The 20,615-nt window shown below is 41.3% G+C and carries 22 protein-coding genes and 1 other annotated feature; of the genes, 5 read left to right on the top strand and 17 right to left on the bottom strand.

Annotated features, from left to right (window positions below):
* Positions 1-16: 16 nt before the first annotated feature.
* From pdxR to QNN06_RS14185, 5 genes are all read right to left on the bottom strand, one after another.
* Positions 17-1,444, bottom strand: a complete 1,428-nt coding sequence (gene pdxR / locus QNN06_RS14205) for a MocR-like pyridoxine biosynthesis transcription factor PdxR (RefSeq protein ID WP_284037759.1) — start codon at positions 1,442-1,444, stop codon at positions 17-19.
* 187 nt (positions 1,445-1,631) lie between these two features.
* Entirely contained in the window at positions 1,632-1,994 is a 363-nt protein-coding gene (crcB, locus tag QNN06_RS14200; RefSeq protein ID WP_213115747.1) for a fluoride efflux transporter CrcB, read from the bottom strand.
* Positions 1,991-2,365: a fluoride efflux transporter CrcB gene (crcB, locus tag QNN06_RS14195; protein ID WP_213115748.1), complete on the bottom strand. Its 375-nt coding sequence runs from the start codon at positions 2,363-2,365 to the stop codon at positions 1,991-1,993. The genes crcB (QNN06_RS14200) and crcB (QNN06_RS14195) overlap by 4 nt, the downstream gene beginning before the upstream one ends.
* Before the next feature lie 113 nt (positions 2,366-2,478).
* A complete protein-coding gene (locus tag QNN06_RS14190) occupies positions 2,479-2,607 on the bottom strand; it encodes a YrzI family small protein (protein ID WP_284037925.1) in 129 nt (42 codons plus the stop codon).
* Positions 2,608-2,771: 164 nt separating this feature from the next.
* On the bottom strand, positions 2,772-3,281 hold the full coding sequence (locus QNN06_RS14185; RefSeq protein ID WP_284037758.1) for a YbaK/EbsC family protein: 510 nt from the start codon (positions 3,279-3,281) through the stop codon (positions 2,772-2,774).
* Positions 3,282-3,553: 272 nt separating this feature from the next.
* Here QNN06_RS14185 and QNN06_RS14180 point away from each other — a divergent pair, with 272 nt between their 5' ends.
* Positions 3,554-4,345, top strand: coding sequence for a GNAT family N-acetyltransferase (locus tag QNN06_RS14180; RefSeq protein ID WP_213115751.1), 792 nt, complete (start codon positions 3,554-3,556; stop codon positions 4,343-4,345).
* Between the two features lie 127 nt (positions 4,346-4,472).
* On the top strand, positions 4,473-5,384 hold the full coding sequence (locus tag QNN06_RS14175) for a DMT family transporter (RefSeq protein WP_213115752.1): 912 nt from the start codon (positions 4,473-4,475) through the stop codon (positions 5,382-5,384).
* 167 nt (positions 5,385-5,551) lie between these two features.
* Here the strand turns inward: QNN06_RS14175 and QNN06_RS14170 are convergent, their stop codons facing one another.
* From QNN06_RS14170 to ilvA, 3 genes are all read right to left on the bottom strand, one after another.
* Entirely contained in the window at positions 5,552-6,271 is a 720-nt protein-coding gene (locus QNN06_RS14170) for a YebC/PmpR family DNA-binding transcriptional regulator (RefSeq protein WP_213115753.1), read from the bottom strand.
* Positions 6,272-6,612: 341 nt separating this feature from the next.
* Entirely contained in the window at positions 6,613-6,825 is a 213-nt protein-coding gene (locus QNN06_RS14165) for a hypothetical protein (RefSeq protein WP_213116861.1), read from the bottom strand.
* A 306-nt stretch (positions 6,826-7,131) separates the two neighbouring features.
* A complete protein-coding gene (ilvA, locus tag QNN06_RS14160) occupies positions 7,132-8,391 on the bottom strand; it encodes a threonine ammonia-lyase IlvA (protein WP_213115754.1) in 1,260 nt (419 codons plus the stop codon).
* Positions 8,392-8,461: 70 nt separating this feature from the next.
* Positions 8,462-8,719 (bottom strand) — a binding site (T-box leader).
* Between the two features lie 222 nt (positions 8,720-8,941).
* On the opposite strand from ilvA, the gene QNN06_RS14155 reads away from it, so the two are divergent.
* Entirely contained in the window at positions 8,942-9,448 is a 507-nt protein-coding gene (locus QNN06_RS14155) for a gamma carbonic anhydrase family protein (protein WP_213115755.1), read from the top strand.
* A 76-nt stretch (positions 9,449-9,524) separates the two neighbouring features.
* Here the strand turns inward: QNN06_RS14155 and QNN06_RS14150 are convergent, their stop codons facing one another.
* The 4 genes from QNN06_RS14150 to QNN06_RS14135 form a co-directional block, all read right to left on the bottom strand.
* Complete coding sequence (locus QNN06_RS14150) at positions 9,525-10,106, bottom strand: SCO family protein (protein WP_284037757.1); 582 nt, start codon at positions 10,104-10,106, stop codon at positions 9,525-9,527.
* A 62-nt stretch (positions 10,107-10,168) separates the two neighbouring features.
* The gene (locus QNN06_RS14145; protein WP_213115757.1) at positions 10,169-11,176 is read right to left on the bottom strand and encodes an ABC transporter substrate-binding protein; all 1,008 of its coding nucleotides are present in this window, start codon (positions 11,174-11,176) and stop codon (positions 10,169-10,171) included.
* 21 nt (positions 11,177-11,197) lie between these two features.
* On the bottom strand, positions 11,198-11,959 hold the full coding sequence (locus QNN06_RS14140) for an ABC transporter permease (protein ID WP_213115758.1): 762 nt from the start codon (positions 11,957-11,959) through the stop codon (positions 11,198-11,200).
* A complete protein-coding gene (locus tag QNN06_RS14135; protein ID WP_213115759.1) occupies positions 11,943-12,728 on the bottom strand; it encodes an ABC transporter ATP-binding protein in 786 nt (261 codons plus the stop codon). The genes QNN06_RS14140 and QNN06_RS14135 overlap by 17 nt, the downstream gene beginning before the upstream one ends.
* 218 nt (positions 12,729-12,946) lie before the next feature.
* Between QNN06_RS14135 and QNN06_RS14130 the strand changes: the two genes are divergently transcribed.
* Positions 12,947-13,402, top strand: coding sequence for a YndM family protein (locus tag QNN06_RS14130; protein WP_213115760.1), 456 nt, complete (start codon positions 12,947-12,949; stop codon positions 13,400-13,402).
* A gap of 127 nt (positions 13,403-13,529) precedes the next feature.
* Here the strand turns inward: QNN06_RS14130 and QNN06_RS14125 are convergent, their stop codons facing one another.
* The 3 genes from QNN06_RS14125 to QNN06_RS14115 form a co-directional block, all read right to left on the bottom strand.
* Positions 13,530-14,855 carry an MDR family MFS transporter gene (locus tag QNN06_RS14125; RefSeq protein ID WP_213115761.1) on the bottom strand — a complete coding sequence of 442 codons (1,326 nt, stop codon included), beginning with the start codon at positions 14,853-14,855 and terminating at the stop codon, positions 13,530-13,532.
* Between the two features lie 217 nt (positions 14,856-15,072).
* On the bottom strand, positions 15,073-16,299 hold the full coding sequence (locus QNN06_RS14120; RefSeq protein WP_213115762.1) for an ATP-binding protein: 1,227 nt from the start codon (positions 16,297-16,299) through the stop codon (positions 15,073-15,075).
* Positions 16,300-16,475: 176 nt separating this feature from the next.
* On the bottom strand, positions 16,476-17,345 hold the full coding sequence (locus QNN06_RS14115; protein ID WP_284037756.1) for a proline iminopeptidase-family hydrolase: 870 nt from the start codon (positions 17,343-17,345) through the stop codon (positions 16,476-16,478).
* A 129-nt stretch (positions 17,346-17,474) separates the two neighbouring features.
* Between QNN06_RS14115 and QNN06_RS14110 the strand changes: the two genes are divergently transcribed.
* Complete coding sequence (locus QNN06_RS14110) at positions 17,475-17,642, top strand: hypothetical protein (protein ID WP_217036558.1); 168 nt, start codon at positions 17,475-17,477, stop codon at positions 17,640-17,642.
* 69 nt (positions 17,643-17,711) lie between these two features.
* On the opposite strand, the gene QNN06_RS14105 is transcribed toward QNN06_RS14110, so the two are convergent.
* Both QNN06_RS14105 and QNN06_RS14100 read right to left on the bottom strand, forming a co-directional pair.
* Positions 17,712-19,025 carry a glycosyltransferase family 2 protein gene (locus QNN06_RS14105; RefSeq protein ID WP_284037755.1) on the bottom strand — a complete coding sequence of 438 codons (1,314 nt, stop codon included), beginning with the start codon at positions 19,023-19,025 and terminating at the stop codon, positions 17,712-17,714.
* Between the two features lie 297 nt (positions 19,026-19,322).
* On the bottom strand, positions 19,323-20,540 hold the full coding sequence (locus QNN06_RS14100; protein ID WP_372447558.1) for an MFS transporter: 1,218 nt from the start codon (positions 20,538-20,540) through the stop codon (positions 19,323-19,325).
* Positions 20,541-20,615 lie beyond the last annotated feature (75 nt).

Here is a 20,615-nt window from a genome sequence, read left to right as displayed (position 1 = left end):
CTATATCCAATTTCGGTTAACCTTTCGCCGTTTCACTTTTTGTTAGCCCCCATGCATCCGCCAGAACCCGTATCCCCTCTTGAATCTGATTCTCCGACAGCCCGCCGTACCCAAGTAAAACCTTCGAATCCACCCCGCCAGCCAACTCCGCATAATATACAGACAACGGATACACCTTTACTCCAGCAGCCATCGCCCTCCGTACCAACTCCTCCTCCATCATGCCATTCCTAACGTCCAAAACAATATGCAAACCTGATTTTTCACCGATTACCTTCACCCATTCACCCATAAAATTATGAATCGCTGAAATCAGGAAGGCTTGCTTTTTCCGGTAAAGTGTCCTCATTTTATTTAAATGGGTTTGCCAATGACCTTCGTGCATAAAACGATAAAGCGTATCCTGATGAAGCCGGGAGACCGTTTGTTTATAGATGATGAAGTGCTCCCTGTATCTGGCCAGCAGTCCTTCAGGCAGGACCATATAACTGATTCGCAAGGATGGAATCAACGACTTTGAAAAGGTGCCTAAATAAACAACTCTTTCGGATGAATCCAGCCCTTGCAAAGATGGAATCGGTTTTCCTTTATAACGGTATTCCCCGTCGTAATCATCCTCAATAACGTATCCGTCCATTTCTTCTGCCCATTTCAACAATTCTATTCGTCGAGCAATGGGCATAATCATTCCCAGCGGGAACTGATGGGATGGGGTGACATACACGACACGGGCGCCGCTCCCGTGCAAACATTCTACAGTAATCCCTTCCTCATCTAAAGGAACAGGAACAGTGAGGACACCTAAATTCTGCAAAACTGCCCTTGTCCGGTGAAATCCTGGATTCTCCAAGGCATAAATTTCATCCCTTCCAATCACTAAACAAAGCAGCCCCATCAAAACCTGTGTCCCCGCGCCAATAACAATTTGTTCTGCTGTGCAACGAACACCTCTAGACTGAAATAAATACTTGGCAATTTCCTCACGAAGCAGCCTTTCCCCTTGCGGATTGCCAGTATAAAACAAATCCCACTGATCCTCATATAAGGCTTGAACCGACAGCCTTCTCCATACACTCAATGGAAAATGTTCAAAGTCGACGTTTCCTGAATTAAAATCTATTTTTTCAGCAGGTTCCTTCAATTCCTCAGCCATCCCAACAGGCTCCGCCTTATCATGACTGACCATTAAATCCTCCAGCAATTCAACAACAAACAATCCTGAACGCGGACGGCTTTCCAGAAATCCCTCCGCGCAAAGCTGGTCATAGGCAGACTGAACTGTGTTCAGACTTAGTCCCAAATAATTAGCCAAATTTCGTTTGGATGGCAATTTTTCCAGAGGTTTAATATTACCTTTTAAAATTTCATCTTTGATAAAGTTCGCAAGCTGCATATATAAAGGCGTTGGGCTTTTATGAACCAATACAGGCATTACCTCAAGCACTGCCAATCCCCTCCAAAAACTGACCCTACTAAAATCAATTAATCTGATGTTTTTGATTATACCAGTTTGCAATTAAATTGAGTTCACCTATAAGATTTTTTCTTAGTGAATCCGTAACCAAAAAAACATACATGATTGCCAATTCTTAATTTCTGAGGGTAAACTCAATCCGAACTCATTTTTTTCTTTATTGAAATTGGCTACCCAATAAATATCCTAAGTAAGCAAGAAAAATTCCGATTATGTAGGTTAAAAATGTATAAAGGTAAAATTGCCATTTTTGTTTTTTCAAAAGGAATTGTAGCATTTCCAATTTTAACGTTGAAAAAGTGGTAAAGGCTCCCATGAACCCGGTTCCAAATAATAGGGCGAGCGTTGGGTCGGTCTTAGCCCCGCTAATAATTCCTAGAAGAAATGCGCCGGCCAAATTAACGGTTAAAGTTCCTAGTGGAATTGCTGCATTTGCATTTAACTGCTTGCTTATCAAAAAACGGGCAATTGCGCCAAAAAATCCCCCTAATCCGACCAGTATTAAATGGACAAATGTCATGATTTTTGTACCACCTCACTGTATTTAAATCCTAATCGGCTCATTATAAGACCACCGATAACACTAATAGCAACGTATAATACGCCTAAAACAACTTTTCCATCATGAAACAATTGGACGGTTTCAACACTGAGCGTGGAAAATGTAGTAAATGAGCCGACGAACCCTGTCCCAATCGCAGTTGCAATCATAGGTGGCAACGAAACCCGTTTAAACAAATTAGTCGTAAACCACGCAAGCAGAAAACTCCCGATTAAGTTAATGGTTAAGGTGGAAAAAGGAAAAGAATCACCTTTAAACAGCCAGAGCCCAATCCAATATCTTAAAATTGCACCTAGCGCACCGGTAATGCCCACTAAAAAATAAACCAAACGAAATGCCCCCTTGGCTTCGATATAAAAAACTCCTGCAAGGAAACACCCCGCAGGAGATAACAACAAAATTATTATAAACCCTGATTTTTAAAAAAGAAAGATTCCCTATTTTAGAAAAACAAATGTGAGGAAATTTGCCGGTCCTTATGTTCCTCATATAGCTGATCGACCAACTCTTGGTGTGCGGCCTCTTCCATGCTTATTTTGCGTTTTTTTATTGTTAATGTAAAAAATAACATATTCACGTTATTTTGAGTTCCTCCTTCTAATGTTTCCTTTATTTATCTCAAGTATAGAAGGATTTCCCATTTCTAAAATCGTGACTATGATGGAGATTTTCCTACTCCTTTAGTCTGAGAATAGTTTATCTCGTTTGATCAATTTATGTACAGAATAAATCTTTTTAGCTGCGTACTGCTACCTTTTCCGGAAGCTCTGCACCTTCCCAATCTTTGCAAACATCGACCCATTCCTTGGCGAGGGAATATTCGAAAATTTCATCACCGGTCAACTCGATTGCAGAATTTGCGCTCCCGCATGCTGGAAAGAGAGTTTCAAAACGTTTCATGGAAACATCTAAATATACATCTAGATCATTTTTTAAACCAAACGGACATACACCGCCTACAGCATGTCCCGTTTGTTCCAACACTTCTTCGGCAGATAACATGCGGGCTTTAATATCAAAGGTTTGCCTGAATTTTTTATTATCAATTTTTGCATCTCCAGCCGCCACAACCAGAATGGCTTTTTCTTCTTCCCCTCTGAAGGACAAAGTTTTGGCAATACGCGCAGGAATAACGCCGATGGTTTCAGCAGCAAGCTCCACTGTTGCACTCGACGAATCAAACTCCATCACATCCTGTTCCCGTCCCCATTGTTTGAAATGGGCTTTCACACTTTCTAAAGACATTCTATTCCATCCTTTCCCATCAATTTTATGAAGTATCATAACAATTTTCGTGACGCTAAACAAATCAAATGCTTATCTTTGAAGCTTTACAGCACTTAGGGATACCTGCAACCATATTGTTAGATACTGCTATCATTTATCTACATAAACAATATAAAATTGATATACATTTGCAATCACCCTGAGATTAGGCACATTTTCCTGTTTTTGTAGTCTCTCTATCGCTTATTATGATTTAATGGAAATAAATACACAAATGGGAGGTTAAATAAGTGAATTCATTATTTAGTAAAGTTTTAGAATTAGACATTGCTTACCTGGATACCTTTACAAATAGAATAGATACATCTTGGGGGTATTTGTTTCATAATGAAAATCAGCCAGTATATTATGATGCCAATCATGCGCATATCCATGAAGCTCCTTCTGATCCTAAGTCTGTCATTGAAGAGGTACTGGATTTTTATCAAAAAAGAAACTTGACCCCAAGATTCTATATCTTCAATATTGAAAATCAAGGACCTTTAATCAAAGAATTGTATGCCAGCGGCTTTCGATATGAAGAGCTCGTCTCCCCTGTCCAACTTTGGAATAAAGAACTAGCAACACGGCAGCAAAATAACAGAATACAAATAGAGAGAGTTACAGAGGCCAATTATACAGATGCATTAGAAATCGAATGTCAAATTAAAGAGTTTGGCGGCCGGGGGGTTCGGGAAAAAGCCTTTGCCGAAGAGTTTAAACACCCAGCATTCAGCCGCTATCTGCTAAAGTTGGATGGCACTGCCTGCTCCACTGCATGTTTGTTCAAGCATGGGAATCAAGTCCGCTTAGAACACGTTGCCACACTTGAAGAATATCGCGGCAAAGGCTTAATCGGCGACCTCATTTATTTTCTTCAAGAAGAAGTAAACAAAAAAGGCTTAGAGAACTTGTGGGTTTTCCCTATCAATGAGCAGGTTGAGAATGTATATGCCAAATACGGATTTCAATCATTAGGAAAATTTATTACAGGGCATGCTTTTTTGTCTGGAAAAAGCGTGATGGAAATCAGGGGCAGCTAATGGCTTCCCTAATCAAATAATTAGTTTATACGAAGTTTGGCAGGGACAAATTCCCCCTTTTAAAACGTTTGAAACTTTTGTAATATTAAGAGATTGAGAGCTTAGAAACACCTTTGGGGGGATACAAATGAATTCGCATGGTGCAGTTTTGCCCTATCCGCGGGCAAAGGGCATTATATTGGTGATTATTGCAGCTGTCTGCTGGGGCGCTTCCGGTACAGTTGCCCAATATCTATTTCACAATAAAGGCTTTAACTCAGGCTGGACGGTGGTCATTCGACTCCTTCTCTCCGGGACAGGATTATTATTTTTTGCACATACTGTTGCGAAGCAAAATATATGGAATGTCTGGAAAAACAAACAGGATGTTATCCAGCTTGTCTTGTTTGGAATCTTCGGCATGCTTGCCGCTCAGTATACCTATTTTGCAGCGATTGAGTATAGTAATGCCGCTGCGGCAACAGTCCTTCAATACTTGGCACCTGTTATGATAGCTTCTTACCTTTGTCTGAGGAAAAAAAAATTACCGTCAAAGCTTGAAGTGATGGCCATTTTGTTCGCATTGGGCGGAACATTTTTGCTAGTTACAAAAGGGAATATTCATGCGTTAGCAATCTCTGTACCTGGTTTTGCTTGGGGAATTCTTTCAGCATTTGCGCTTGCTTTTTACACACTTTACCCGGGCCGCCTGCTTGCAAAGTGGGGGTCGCTCATTACGGTTGGATGGGGAATGATGATAGGCGGTATCGTCTTCAGCTTTGTCTATCGACCATGGCAGTTTCATGGTGATTGGTCCGGGACGTCATTTTTGGCGATGGTGTTTGTCATCATCTTCGGAACAATCATCGCTTTTTTCTGTTACATGGAAAGCATGAAGTATATTAATGCATCAGAAGCGAGTCTTCTTGCTTCCGCAGAACCGTTATCGGCAGCCTTTTTATCTGTTGCCTGGCTGCAGGTTTCGTTTGGACCCGCTGAGTGGCTTGGCACCTTCGCCATCATTGCAACAATATTTATTTTATCGGCTGTAAAAAAATGAGGATAACCCAAAGGGCCGTTGAATGACGACTCTTTGGGTTATCCTCTGTTTTGGCTAATGGAAAGTATAAACTTTCTGTCGAAAGCTTAATACTTTCTTAACTCATAAATTCAACTGCGCCTCATGAACCGTCCTATCGGACTCGCCAATCGGCGAGTTTTCATTTATTATTCCCCTAAATCAACGTTATGATAAACCTGTTGAACATCCTCAAGATCTTCAAGTGTATCGATTAATTTCTCAAACTTAGCAACAGCATCTTCCGGAAGCTCAACCTCATTTTGCGCAAGCATGGTAAGTTCGGCTGTAGTAAATTCTGTTATGCCAGCATTTTTGAAAGCTTCCTGCATAGCGTGGAACTGGTCTGGCTCAGCATATACGATGACCTGATCCTCTTCCTCAACCACGTCACGAACGTTCACGTCTGCTTCCATAAGGATTTCAAGGACGTCCTCTTCGGATTTTCCTTCTACGCCAATTACAGCAGTGGCATCGAACATATATGCAACAGAACCGCTGACACCCATATTTCCACCATTTTTACCAAATGCAGCACGGACCTCTGAAGCGGTGCGGTTAACATTATTAGTTAAGGCATCAACAATAATCATCGAGCCATTCGGACCAAAGCCTTCATAACGAAGTTCATCAAAGCTCTCATCAGAACCGCCTTTTGCTTTATCAATCGCCTTATCAATAATATGCCTTGGCACGCTGTAAGTCTTGGCACGCTCCAGGACGAATTTTAGACCCTGATTAGCCTCCGGATCGGGTTCGCCACGGCGTGCTGCCACATAGATTTCACGGCCGAATTTAGCATAAATACGACTTGTATTGGCATCCTTTGCTGCTTTTTTATCCTTGATATTGTTCCATTTACGACCCATATGAACACTCTCTTTCTGGTTTGAATCTATCCAAAATCATTGATGAAAAAGCCGTTACGATTCAACCTTTTCAAAAATAGCTTTTGGGAGTCTATTTTCTAAATATACACAGATAATATTATACCTAATTTAGATCATTTGTTAAGAGTTTGATTTTCAAAAAGATAGAAGTTCATAAAAAATAATTGGTGTATCGATCTGCAGCAGCAATATGGCTACGGTGACTTGAACCATTTAATAGCTCGTTTGGAAATTCATCAAAATAGAATGGAATATATAAAAAGACTCCCGCCACAGGAGTCTAAATAAGGTTGGAGTCTATTTAAGAAAAGGACGAATTTTTACTCATCCACTCGATTATCTGCCTGATCCATAGCCTCATCGGCACCTTCGCCCGCTTTGTTGCCCAGTGCACCGCCGGCAATAGCCCCTGCCACTGTGCCAATTGGACCTAATACAGAGCCCACTGCAGCACCGGCAAAAGCACCTGCACCAGTTCCTAGTGCCTCACCAGCATCTACATCATCGCGATTACGTTTGTTGTTATTCAAGATCTCACCCCCTTATTGGGAAGTGTTAGTGTTCTTTACACTCCCTTATAAACCTATTTTGCTCAATATTATTGTCTTTTTATTACTCTTTATATATATCTTTTTAATGTCCTGTTTTTAGAAATACTTTAACTGAAACCTACCACATAAAAATTTTAGTGCCCCAATTAAGGACCAGTTAAATTTCTCTTTATAAGCCAACAAAAATAAATTTATAGGCAAAAAAAAGCGGTCCACAAAATGGACCACTTTCTACTTACCACATATATTTAGTATTTATTGAATTTTTGCCGCATGTCACCATGTCTCCTACACAAGCATTTGGAACAAGGTGCTGTCCTTATTTACTTCCCTGCAGTTAAATCCTTTCGTCTTGATGCGCTCAATTAACGGGAAGTAGTCTTCTTTATCCTTCAATTCAATTCCTACTAAAGCAGGACCCGTTTCACGGTTATTCTTCTTCGTATATTCAAAATGGCTGATATCGTCATTTGGTCCAAGGACCTCTAACAAGAATTCCCGCAGTGCACCTGGACGCTGTGGAAAATTAACGATAAAATAATGCTGCAGCCCTTCATAAAGCTTAGAGCGCTCCTTGATTTCCTGCATCCGACCGATATCATTGTTTCCACCGCTGACGATACATACAACAGTTTTACCTTTAATCTGTTCAGCATATGTATCCAATGCAGCAATAGATAAAGCACCAGTAGGCTCAACAACAATCGCATTTTCATTGTATAAAGATAAAAGCGTCGTACAAACCTTTCCTTCAGGTACAACAACGATATCATCGATAAGCTCTTTACAGATATTAAAAGTCTTCGTACCGACTGTTTTGACCGCCGCACCATCAACGAATGGGTCAATTTTATCAAGCGAGGTGACCTCCCCTTTTAAAACCGATTCCTTCATCCCAGGAGCGCCTTCAGGTTCAACACCGATTAATTTAGTTTCCGGTGAAAAATGCTTCAGGTAGGTACCCACACCAGCCATTAGACCGCCGCCGCCAATTGCTCCGAATAGATAGTCAATATTTTCATGACAGTCATTTAGAAGCTCGACACCTACTGTACCTTGCCCGGCAATGACGTCATAATCATCAAACGGATGGATAAACGTCCGGTTTTCTTCGCGGCTGCATTCAATTGCTTTTTCGTAAGCATCATCAAAGGTATCGCCTACCAAAACGATTTCGACGCTGTCCTTGCCCCAAAACTTCACTTGGTTTACCTTTTGTTTCGGTGTAGTATTAGGCATGAAGATTTTCCCGCTAATGTTTAATAGGTGGCAGGAATAAGCAACCCCCTGTGCGTGGTTTCCTGCGCTTGCACAGATAATCCCATTCTCTAAATCCTCGGGGCTCACCCTCTTAATACGATTGTAGGCTCCACGGATTTTAAAAGAACGGACACTCTGCATATCCTCCCGTTTTAAATAAACATGGCAGCCATAACGGTCAGACAATAAATGATTGTATTGAAGCGGAGTCGGCGAAATCACATCCTTGATGGTGTGACTGGCAATGATGATATCCTCCACATTAAATGTTTCGACCTGTTGACTCATGGTCAATTTCCCTCCTCAAATTTGAAAAAATCTCAGCTTTTATAAACAATAAAAAACCCGTCCCCAATGGTATAGGGACGAGTTAGCTCGCGTTACCACCCTACTTCCGCAGCATCCAATAAACTCCTTGCTGCGGCTCTCGATCATCCGTACATTGTAATATACGTGTTCCATTGTAACGGCGGACTTCCCGGTGCGGCTTACTGGTAACATTTCAGCAGCACATCTCAGAGATGATTTTCAGATAAGGTCTGACATCGGCTTCCACCAACACGCCGACTCTCTTTGGACAAACAGCAAATCCTACTCTTCTCGTCATCGATTTTATAAATCAATTTTTTATAAGGTTAACACCGAAAAAAGGGTCTGTCAATATTTTTAGACTATTTATATTATTTAGACAATTTTTAAAGCGCTTTCATTTCCATTTTAGGACACAGTTGTCATTTATTACAAGACTGCTTCATTAAAAAGGACATTTTCCCTATATTTCCATTAATTATGTTATAATAAAATATAAAAAATTCTGATATTTAAAGGAGAGGTAAAAATGATTATTCCCTACAATGGCAAAACCCCTTCTGTTCATGAATCTGTATTCGTCGCACCTGGCGCTTATATCGTTGGCGATGTTACCATCGGCAAAGATTCCACCGTTTGGTTTAACGCTGTTCTACGGGCAGATGATGGCCCGATAATTATCGGAGAACGCTGCAGTATCCAGGATAATTCCACCATACATATGTTTGAATCATGTGTCATCGAGGACGATTGTACGATTGGCCATAACGCCATCCTTCACGGCTGTAAAATTGGCAGGAAGACAATTGTCGGTATGGGCTCTACCATATTGGACAATGTCGAGGTTGGCGAGGAATGTATTATTGGAGCCAATACCCTGCTGGCAGGTGGAATTAAGATACCGCCCCGCTCCCTTGTGTTAGGTTCACCGGGAAAAGTGGTCCGCGAGCTGACCGAGAAGGACTTGCAAATGCTGCAAATGTCGAGTGCACACTATGTCCAGAAAGGGAAAGAATTTAAGGATATATTAGAATAACGTTAATTAGGGCACTTGCTTAAGCAGTGCCCTTGAGATAAAAATTTAACTTTACATAATATTATTATATTAAATATTATTGCAATGATTTAATATCCTTAATGATCTGCTCATAAGGTACATACGCTGCACCTTCGTACTTCTGAACAACAATCCCCTCTATGTTTACTAAATAAAATGAAGTGCTGTGCACATATTGATTTGACCCTTCCAGTTTCGCTGCCGGAGCCATAAACGACTTATTAGCGAAGCTTTCAATAAACTCCTGCTGATAGCCCGTTATTAAATCCCAATTTGCGAAATCAGCCTTCACTCCGCTCGCATATTGCTTTAGGATTGCAGGCTGATCCTGTTCTGGATCAATGCTGAAGGAAACCAGCCGGGCATCCACACCCGCATCCGCCATCTTGCGCTGCAACTCGGCCATATTGGCAGTCATTGGTGAACAAACCGTGTCACAGTTCGTAAACACAAAATCAGCCACCCAGACCTTACCCTTTAATTTTGATAGGTCAACTTGTTTCCCGTCTTGATTGATTCCTTCAAAACTCTCCACCTTCATGCTAAGCGGAAACTCTACCTTCTCCTTCTTTTCTTTATCCGCCGAACAAGAAGTAAGAAGGAGGACAGAAAATAATAGAATTAAAAAACGTTTCATTTTCACAATCCCCTTTTGCTTAAAAAAAGTGCCGAGTATCCACTCAGCACCTTCCTTCATTTTTAGTTAATAAATTCTGTATCAATTAATGTCGCAAAATCAGGCTTTTCCTTCAAGAATTTAAGCTCTACGGAAGAATTAGCAAACTCTTGAATCACATCTTTATTGACTTCAGTCGTGAAATGAATATTTTTCCAAGCAGCATCGACGACGTCCTTTTCAAGGTCTTGCTTTGTGATTTCTTTGATGGTCTTAATCGTAATGTCTTTAGCTTCTTCTGGATTTTTTTCGATAAATGCAATTGCCTCATCTTGTGCTTTCACAATTTTAGCAATAACATCTTTATCAGCTTTAATTTTCTTGCCGCTTGAAACTAAGATTGTGTTTGGCAGAGTTTTACCAAAAGAAATTTTAGAGCTGTCGACGATAATTTTCGCGCCGCCGTCTTTCACTAACTGCGATGCCCACGGCTCCGGTACTGCCGCAATATCAACCTTGCCAGATTCAAACATGTTCGCATACTGGGCAGGGTTGCCGGTTACATGCTTCAATGTACCGCCAATCCGAGCCGAAGAGATTCCGAAATCCTGTAAAAATGTTTCCATCTGAACATCATGTGTACAGCCAACGCCTGGTGTAATAAACGTCTTTCCGTTGAAGTCTTCAACAGAATTAATGCCGCTCTTCTTGCTTGCTACAATGGCTGTACCACCTGAAGAGGCACCTGCAAGGATTTTAACATCTGCACCGTTTGTAAAGTTATTCATAACTGGGCCAGGTCCAACTAACCCTGCATCAATATCGCCAGTTTTAAGAGCGGTCATAAATGCGCCGCCGTCCGGGAATGTTTTGTATTCCACTGTCACATCTTTACCTAATTCTTTTTCATAAAAGCCTTTCGCCTTTGCAACCATTGCCGGAGCATGGTCAATGTTTGGAAAATAGCCGATGACTACTTTTTTAGCAGCCTTTTCTGAACTGCCGGAACTAGCTTCTTTTGAGCCACAGCCCGCTAGCGCTCCGAATACCAATAATAGAATAATGCTGATGATGGATACCTGCTTTTTCATCTTTTTCTCCCCTTTTAATCTCTAATTGCTAGTTTCTAAACCCCAGCGGCGCATGACATTTTTTTCAACGCGCTGGAAGAAGGTAATATCAACAATCGTTCCAATGACGCCGATGATGATCATAATCGCGATAACAAGGCTCATATTGCCAAAATCGGAGGCAAATTTAAGGGTATAACCAAGCCCCGGACCGCTGCTTAAAAGCTCCCCCGCCATGAGCGCTCGCCAGGCAAATGCCCAACCAAGTCTGGCACCCGTAACGGCGTATGGGATAGATGCTGGAAAAATAACCTTAAAGAATAGGTCCAATCCACCTGAGCCCATTGTTTGTGCGGCTTTAATATAAAGAGGAGAAACGTTTTTAATCCCCATCCGCATATTGATGGTCATTACCAGGGTGGCGCCAAGAATGACGATAAACGTAACGGCTTTTTCGTTTAAGCCGAACCACATGATTGCAATCGGCAGCCAGACGATGCTCGGTACACTTTGCAGGGCCAAAATCAATGTTCCAAGGGTCTCATCAGCGGATTTATTTTTTGCTAAAAGAATGCCTAGACCGACGCCAATTACGATGGCAAGTGACAATCCAATAGCTAAGCGCCGCAGGCTGGCAAGTATATCGTAGATTAGTGTTTTATCAGAAAAACCTTTAGCAAGTGCTTCGTAAACATCTGTTGGTGCCGGCATTAGCGCTGGTGAAATGTCAAAAATTCTTACTGCCCCCTGCCAGATGATTAAAAGCAGTGCAAAGAATATGGTGCGTTTAATTGTTTGCTGCATATGCGAGTTCCTCTTTCACTACTTTATCAATCTCGGATTGTAGTAATCCCATTATCTTTTCTTCCAATTTGGTCACCATTTGTGGATGGTTTGCGCGCGGCCTTGGGATTTTTACGTGAATATCCTCGAGAACCACTCCTGGTCGCGTTCCCATCACAACAATCCGATCTGATAACTTAATAGATTCGCTGATGCTATGGGTGACAAATAGGATCGTCTTCCGCGTTTCAAGCCAAATTTTTTCTAACTCGGTATGAAGTCGCGAACGTGTCTGCTCATCAAGCGCACCAAACGGTTCATCCATTAAAAGGACCTTTGGATTCATTGAAAGCGCACGGGCGATTGCTACGCGCTGCTGCATTCCGCCCGATAGTTCATGCGGTGAATGCTTTGTATAGTTGCTGAGCTGCACCATTTTTAAAAATTGGTGGGCAGTTTCCTTTGCTTCCTTCTTTTTCATTTCTTTGCGGAGCGGGAACATAACATTCTCTTCAACTGTCATCCATGGGAAGAGAGCAGGCTGCTGGAACACCATCCCGCGGTCTCGGCCCGGTTTGGTAATAGGCTGGCCATTCAAGAGCACCTCGCCGCTGGAGGGCTTAGTCAACCCGGCCACAATAGATAACAAGGTCGATTTCCCACAACCGGACGGCCCGAGAATCGAAACAAATTCGCCCTCTTTTATTTCCAGATTTATATCTGAAAGAACAGTACTTACCTCTTTTTGATTAAGAAACTGCTTATTTACCTCATTAATGTGAAGAAACACTTCGCATCCCCACTTCCCCTATAATTCGCATTAATTTTATCGGATTTATATTAATTAAAATTTATTATAAAGGTTCTGGTGGTAAAGTCAATTATTTTTCTGCAAATTTTGCAAATTAATGATTGTGGGTTCAGTTAAAAAGAAATGCCAGGCCCCTCTTGTATTTGTATATTTGGAAAATTCAAGGGGAAATCTACAGGAAAAAGGAGGATTCGTTGATGCAAAATGTATATCGTTTGGCAGCCAAGTTTATACCTTGCTTGATTGTACTTGGGATCATTCTCGGTTTGTTTTTTGATTTTAGTTTCGGTGATGTCCTTTTGATAACGGCTGTACTGGGGATTGTCAGTTATGTATTAGGAGATTTACTGATTCTTCGTAAAACCACCAACCTCCTGGCAACCATAGCGGATTTTCTAGTTACCTTTTTGGTGGTGTGGTTAATGGGGCGAATGCTGACAAATGAAAATAATCTAATTTGGGCCTCGGTTATTTCAGCTGCTGCTGTGGCCTTATTTGAATACTTTTACCATGGATTTCTTACGAATGAGAAAAACAAACAATTTACAAATACCTCGAGGTCTATCCAACAACAACCACAGTTCCAAACAGAGGCTGCCGAGGAGTTTACTCCGGTAAAGCCTGAAGTCAGGAGTTCGAACGATAATAAGTAGGAATAACCTAATTCAGTGCATGGCTAACTCTTATAAAAAAAAGTCCTCATGGAACAATTCATGAGGACTTTCACCGCAAGGTTTACATAATATTTTTATGCACAACCTTTCTTCTAATCATTTGTTCTTATCCCTCACTCAATTCTGCAGTCTTCGCAGGAATGAGGAAGCTTAGCACAACCGTGACCAAACTTAAAATTAAGGCATAGAGAAAGACATTCTGCATGCCATTTACAATATTTGCAGTATGGTTAATAATCAACCCCATTACGGTAACGCCAATCGATGTACCGATGTTCCGCAAAAACATCTGCAGCGAGGTAGATACCCCTTTAATATTGGAGTCGGCGAACTCCTGCGAGGCAATCGTGCCGACTGCAAACAATAACCCAAATGAAAAGCCCTGCACCGTCAAAATTAAAAACAAATTCGTATACGACAAATCTTTAATAAACATAAACAGTGCTAGTCCTGATAACGCGGTAATAAAACTGCCGATAATAAATAACCGCTTATAACCGAATCGGATAATCCATTTTCCAGCAGGTGTACTGCCAAACATCCAGCCGACCGCAATGCTTAATAAAATCAAGCCGCTCTTATAAATACTCATATGCGAGCCCTCTTGAAGAAACAGCGGTATATAATTAGAGGTGCCAAAAAACGATAAACAGTACACTAGCATAAACACATTCGTCATCAGGATGCCTTTATTTTTAAAAAGAGAAACAGGTAAAAATGGATGTGCTTCCTTTCTTTCTACCAAAATAAAAATAATCATGCCAATTATGCCCGCAATCACATACCAGATGGCGTTGCCTACATTGGTAGATAATAATAGAAGGCTGACCGAAGCCCCGAATAAAAAGAAACCTTTATAGTCAATATGAGTCTTCTTAAATTCTGTTTGTTCTTTATAAGGAAGCAAACATAAAACAGTTGCTATTCCAATCGGAATATTAATAAAGAAAATCCATCTCCAAGTCAAAGCCTCGACGAAAAAGGAGCCCATCACTGGCCCGACAATTGAAGAAATAGCCCAAATACTGCTGAAAACCGCTTGAATCTTGCCGCGCTTTTCAATCGTGAACAAATCTCCGACAATAATCATCGAGAGTGGAATCATACCGCCTGCTCCAAGGCCTTGAATACCTCTATATATAACTAAGGAAACCATTGAGTTCGCCATTCCGCATAAAATGGAACCTAATGTAAAAATCCCAACCGCAATCATCAACAGATTTTTCCGACCATACATATCCGATAATTTTCCATACAGAGGTACAGTTACTGTACTTGCCAGCATATAGACAACAAAAATCCACGCAAACAACTCCATTCCGCCAAGTTGTTTGACAATAGTCGGACTTGCTGTCTGCATAATATTGGCGTCAAGCGCCGAGATGAGGGTCGTGATGACCAGCCCCCAAAATACATATTTATTTTTTCCCATATAAACCTCCGTGAAAAAGCCAAATATAACTCTTCCTATTTTTTACATATATATGATTTCAGACTAAACTATTATAGCAAAAGGTTTACTAATTTTTTATTTTTTAAAAAATTAGAATAATCGGCGCCCGGACATATGTGGCATTAGAACCGCCCATGCGTCACCAAAAAAAAAATCAGTTCTCATGCAAATGATGCACAAGAACCGTCCCCATGTTTCATTTCTTTAATAATGGCTGGGTAATTGTTGGGAGGGTGACTTCTACGGTTGTTCCTTGGTGTACTGCGCTTGTAAATTTGATTTGGCCGCGGTGGCTTTCGACTATTTTGAAACAGGTCATTAGTCCGAGGCCGGTTCCTTTTTCTTTTGTTGTATAGAATGGCTCTCCTAGTGTTAGAATCCGTTCTTCTGGTATGCCGACCCCTTCGTCGGTAATCCGAATGGATATTTTGCCTTCTTCCTTTACCCCTACTGTTACGAAGATGTCTCCGCCTAGAGGCATGGATTCAATTGAATTCTTCAAGAGATTTAAAAAAACTTGCTTTAACTGATTTTTTTCACCAGATATCATCGGCAGCTCTTCAGCAATTTCAGTATAGATCTGCACGTTATTGATGATAGACTGAGTATTTATTAAGGTAATAACATCATGTAGCAATTGTTCAATATTTTGTTCCTTAAAAACAGCCGCGGATGGTTTGGCCAGAACCAGGAATTCGCCCACAATGGCATTAATGCGTTCCAGCTCTGATAATACGATATCAAAATACTCATCCTGTTCACTGTTTGCTTTGAATAATTGGATAAATCCCTTAATGGACGTAAGCGGGTTGCGGATTTCATGGGCAATTCCCGCCGCCATTTGGCCGAGCAAAGCCAATTTTTCGGATTTTTGCAGGAGTCTTTCTGTTTCCTCTCTTCTGGCTGTGACATCCTTTCCAACCACTAGGATCGCTTCTTTATTTCCAAATACAATCGATAAGGGAGTAACTTCAAGAAAAAATTCTGTTCCGTCGGTCCGTTTAATTTTGTATTCGATAGTAGCCAGGGGGCATTTTTCTTTCTTAATTTGCTTAATTCGTTCTTCCAACCGGTCTTTATACTCAGGCTTGATAAATTCAAAGACCGACTTCCCCAGAACTTCTGTCATGCTTTTGGCGCCACTCATTCTGAGAGCAGCCCTATTTCCATAAACAATTTTCGTATCCTGATAAATAAAGATAGATTCAGGCAGTGAATCTAGTAATCTCTTATAGCTTTCTTCACTTTCCCGTGCTTTTTTTTCAAAAAATCGGGCTTTATCGTATTGCCAGCCAACAAACCAAGCGATCGAGGTAAAAAGGAAAAAGTCAAATGTAAAGAAGGGTTCATGATACATAATCTTTTGGTAAGCAGTAAAAATAAGTGATAGCAGCAGCAAAATGATTTGTCCTGATTTATTCATGTCCATTCCTCTTTGTGTATGTATGTTACCTGATTTAATTCGACAAAATCACAAATAATCCTTTATCATTCTCCAACTTTTTCAACACAAGGAAAAAAAGTCCAATTTAAAGGGCATCCGTTTTTCAACTGGGGCATTAAGAAGAAAAAACCACCTGAAAAAAACTCAGGCGGTTCTTATAGACATTCAACCCAGTGCATGAATTCCCCAACAACCCGTAAAAATTCTTCTGGTTCCTCAATATATGGCATATGGGCGCTGTTTTCAAATACATGAAATTTCGAGCCAGGAGAAGAACGGCTGTAATGCTCTGTTGTTTCCGGCGTAGCCTCATCGTACCGGCCACACGTATATAATGTGGGGCAAGAGATTTCCTTCAATTGTAAGGTACAATCAAATTCTTTTAAATTCCCTAGTACCGTAAATTCGGATGGTCCCCACATAATATTGTAAATTTCGGAGTTTCGGTATTCAGGGTGCGCTTTTAGATGCTCAGGCTTTGGAATCCGGCAGACAAATTCTTTGCTGAACACCTCGATGGCTTCCTGAAACTCTTCCGAATCCGTGGTTCCATCTTCTTCACAGCGTTTTATGGTCTCTTGAACTTCAACCGGCAGCTTTTTCAAATTCCGTTTTTGATCCTGTTCCCATAATGGCGCACTCAGGCATGGGCTTGAAAAAATGACACTTTTCACCCCGCTCGGCTTCGTTAAACAATAAGCTGCCGCTAATGTGGTTCCCCAGGAATGCCCAAGAATATGTACTTCATCAAGGTTCAAAGCGGAGCGAATTTGTCCCAATTCCTCCACGAATCGATCTAAATGCCAAAGTGAATCATCTTGTGGCCTTTCTGACCTGCCGCAGCCTAGTTGATCGTATAAAATGACCGGGCGGTCTGCCGCCAACTCCTTCAACCCCTGTAAGGAAAAGCATGATGAACCCGGCCCGCCGTGCAAAACAATTACCGGTGTGTTCCCTGTTCTATGATCATATTTCTCGTACCAAACTTTCCCACCGGTTACTTCTATGTATCCTTCTGTTCGCATAAGAATTTCTCCTTTGAATATGTATCAAGATTATATTAAAGACTATTTTACATCATTTATCTGCATTGAAAATGAATAATTTTTATTTTACTTCCCACTCTATAGGATGTCAGGGAGGTGAATAACATAATGAACCAATCACCTAATAACAAACAGCAAAAAGGAAAATCACTTACGAGCGGTCAGAATTCTGGAACACAATATCATGAGGAACATGCCGGAAATATAGAAGGGTACAGCCAGCCGCACCCCATTACTAACAGCATCGATACTGAAACGAATAACACAAAAGCTTAAGAGCTGGCCAAGAGTGAATATCTCATTCACTCTTTTTTTAAGACAGTAATATAGGAAAATTAGAAAGATTTATTTCCAAACTCTACGAAGACGCATGACCTCTTGCAAATAGCCCCACACAGATACCGGGGACATAATCATCTGATAGCACAATACGTACAGGAAGAATCCCTTACGATTTTTTCTAATGCCAAGGTTAAGTTCCTGAAAAACACCCTTTTGGTATCGATAAAGGACGTAATTTGTCAGTAAAGCTAAAGGTAGGACGAAAAGCGTCTGCGGGCCGGCAATCCAGTAGAATCCAAATAAACTCAAGAATAACCCGGGGATCCAAACAAAGGTATAAACAAAATCCAAATATGGCATCACAAGGTTCGAACCGGTTAAATACCTCGTAAAAATCCTTGGCTGCTGCCATGGCTTGACCTGTTTGAGCGCCTCAATCATCCCTCGTGCCCAGCGGCTCCGCTGCCGTACGAAATGGCGAAAATTCGTCGGTACATCCGTAAAAGCAATGGCTGTCGGTTCAAAATATACCTTATAATTTTTCTCTAAAAATGACCATGTAAGAACTATATCTTCTCCAATGGCATCTGGCCACCCCCCCACTTCCTTGACAACTTCCGTTCGGTAAAGGCTGTAGGCCCCTTGAGCAACAAGCGTTCCCTGATATAAGCCCTGTAGCCTTTTAATAGAAGCGATTCCTAAAAAGTAATCCCATTCCTGAATCCGGGCGAGCCAATTTTCACGGCTGTTGCGGACAAGAACGGCTCCCGCCACTGCACAAACCTCCTGCGGTGCAGACTCCATCCGGGCCACCAGGCGCCTTACTGCTTGGGTATGAAGTACCGTATCAGCGTCCAATGTAATCAAATATTTGGTCTCGACATATCGGAGCGCTTTGTTCAAAGCAAAATTCTTCCCAGGTTTTTTTTCGAATAGAACTTTTATATTAAGACCCAGCTCATCACCTAATTGTTTTGCCACCAGTGCTGTAAGGTCTGTCGAATTGTTATCAATGACGATAATCCGGATTTCTCCTGTATAGTCCTGTTTTGCTATTTGCTGTAAGGTACTATCAATCCCTTTTTCCTCATTCCAGCACGCAATTAAAATACTCACAGGTTCGGCCGGATGCAACGTTTTAAATCCCGGCTGCTTGTCAAACAAAAGACTTACGAGCATAAAGGCATTAAGGTACCCGGGTATATAGGCAATTCCGGTTATCAGTAAAATCGCTACGGGGACGGTGACTAATTCACCTAAATCCTTTACCCAAGGAATCGAAATAATAATGGACATTAACATCCAGGCAAAAGCAAGTCCATGGCTGAGCCAAAACTTCCATAAAACTGAAAGATATAACCTCTCTCGAATACGCAACGGTACATCTCTTGGTGTTTCTTTAAGTGGAATTGTCAAATGGAAGCAAAACCCCGTTTCAGTTTGAATTATATGAGACTATTTTATATGGAAGGCCTCGTAGATACCATGGTAGTTTTGGAATTACCAATAAGATTAAAATTGAGGGAGGAATTTCCCTCAAGCGTGTTATAATCCCTTTTCGCAAACCTCACCCTAAAAATGGACTGATCTGCGAAATAACTTGATAAAGCAAAAAGAGATTGAGACTTACTCCAATCTCTTTCATGTTTTATTATTAGAATCAGCAGATAAGTTTTAACCTGATTTTCTGGCAATAATCTTCCTCTTCAAAGAACCATTTAACACACCTGCATTCCAATACACCATGCCCATGGCAGTTAAAAGAAGGATACCGGTTACCAAAAATACACTTTGGACCGGTAATATTCCGCCTACGAACCCTCCAATCATCGGACCCGTCATGCCGCCAATCTGATTGGCGGTTTGGTTTAATCCAAAGGCGCGGCCACGGAATTCATCCGGTGTGGATTTTACGACTAAACCGTTTAACGCTGGATAAACCGCGCAGAAGAAGACGCCAAACATGAAGCGGATAATGGAAAATCCCCATATCTGCGAAACGAGCACCTGGGCTAACATGCCGATGCCGCCGCCCATCAGGCCTAGGAATAACACCCGTTGAAAACCTACTTTATCGGCCCATTTTCCCCAATACGGGGCAAATAAAGCACTGGCGATACCTGGCAGTGAAAACACGATACCAGCAATTAAAGAAGCGTTATCGGAAGACCCGCCCAACTTCACAACATATAAAGGAAGCACCGGTTCAATCGTCATGATGGAACAACTTGTTACAACTGTTAAAATGAGCACAAGCAATAACGGCCGATTCATCATCGCAGTCTTAAAATCATTTCTTACAGAGCCGCCGCGCTCTTTGTTAGGCTTGAAATTTTCTTCCTTTACCCAAAAAATAATCAGCAGTGTCGCCAGGAATACAAATACTCCACCACTGGCAAAGGCAAGTCGATTACCGACAAGATGTGCAATACCCCCGCCTAATAGCGGACCAAGGATGCCCCCTGATGCCGATGCTGAGGAGATCATGGACAAGGCATACCCGACTTTTTCATTCGGTGTATTGGTTCCAATCAAAGCAATCGCACCTGGAATAAACCCACTGAGCAACCCCTGTAAAATCCTTAATGCTAAGATTTGGTATGGATTGGTGACAAATGCCATTAACGTATAAATAACAAAAAGGGCAATTCCCGCCCTTATAATCATTGGTTTTCTTCCATATTTATCGGCCACACGCCCCCAAAAGGGTGAAGCGAAAGCACCTGCAAAGAAAGCAGCACTAAAGAGCACGCCTGACCACATTTCAGTGTGATCATGCACCCCTAATTGCAGCAGAAATATCGGTAAAAAAGGAATCACCATGGAAAAACTAGCTGATGTAAAGAACACGCCAATCCAAAGCACCCATAAATTTCGTTTCCACATTAGCACGTTTTCCATCTCCTAAATTGTACTTTTTTCCAAAAGTTTAAAATTAATAATGTCATAATATCATAAACTAAAATT

The organism is Neobacillus sp. 114, assembly GCF_030127045.1.
In the GTDB taxonomy this organism is placed as follows: Bacteria; Bacillota; Bacilli; order Bacillales; family Cytobacillaceae; genus Neobacillus; species Neobacillus rhizophilus.
The sequence above is the reverse complement of the archived record's forward strand: the minus strand, read 5'-3'. Positions and strand labels throughout refer to the sequence as shown.

What these genes read in the sequence shown, in the direction of transcription:
- crcB (WP_213115747.1), bottom strand. Translation starts at nt 1,994, where the DNA reads ATGACATTTGTCCATTTAATACTGGTCGGATTAGGGGGATTTTTTGGC.
- QNN06_RS14190 (WP_284037925.1), bottom strand. Translation starts at nt 2,607, where the DNA reads ATGTTATTTTTTACATTAACAATAAAAAAACGCAAAATAAGCATGGAA.
- QNN06_RS14185 (WP_284037758.1), bottom strand. Translation starts at nt 3,281, where the DNA reads ATGTCTTTAGAAAGTGTGAAAGCCCATTTCAAACAATGGGGACGGGAA.
- QNN06_RS14175 (WP_213115752.1), top strand. Translation starts at nt 4,473, where the DNA reads ATGAATTCGCATGGTGCAGTTTTGCCCTATCCGCGGGCAAAGGGCATT.
- QNN06_RS14170 (WP_213115753.1), bottom strand. Translation starts at nt 6,271, where the DNA reads ATGGGTCGTAAATGGAACAATATCAAGGATAAAAAAGCAGCAAAGGAT.
- ilvA (WP_213115754.1), bottom strand. Translation starts at nt 8,391, where the DNA reads ATGAGTCAACAGGTCGAAACATTTAATGTGGAGGATATCATCATTGCC.
- QNN06_RS14155 (WP_213115755.1), top strand. Translation starts at nt 8,942, where the DNA reads ATGATTATTCCCTACAATGGCAAAACCCCTTCTGTTCATGAATCTGTA.
- QNN06_RS14150 (WP_284037757.1), bottom strand. Translation starts at nt 10,106, where the DNA reads ATGAAACGTTTTTTAATTCTATTATTTTCTGTCCTCCTTCTTACTTCT.
- QNN06_RS14145 (WP_213115757.1), bottom strand. Translation starts at nt 11,176, where the DNA reads ATGAAAAAGCAGGTATCCATCATCAGCATTATTCTATTATTGGTATTC.
- QNN06_RS14140 (WP_213115758.1), bottom strand. Translation starts at nt 11,959, where the DNA reads ATGCAGCAAACAATTAAACGCACCATATTCTTTGCACTGCTTTTAATC.
- QNN06_RS14130 (WP_213115760.1), top strand. Translation starts at nt 12,947, where the DNA reads ATGCAAAATGTATATCGTTTGGCAGCCAAGTTTATACCTTGCTTGATT.
- QNN06_RS14125 (WP_213115761.1), bottom strand. Translation starts at nt 14,855, where the DNA reads ATGGGAAAAAATAAATATGTATTTTGGGGGCTGGTCATCACGACCCTC.
- QNN06_RS14120 (WP_213115762.1), bottom strand. Translation starts at nt 16,299, where the DNA reads ATGAATAAATCAGGACAAATCATTTTGCTGCTGCTATCACTTATTTTT.
- QNN06_RS14115 (WP_284037756.1), bottom strand. Translation starts at nt 17,345, where the DNA reads ATGCGAACAGAAGGATACATAGAAGTAACCGGTGGGAAAGTTTGGTAC.
- QNN06_RS14110 (WP_217036558.1), top strand. Translation starts at nt 17,475, where the DNA reads ATGAACCAATCACCTAATAACAAACAGCAAAAAGGAAAATCACTTACG.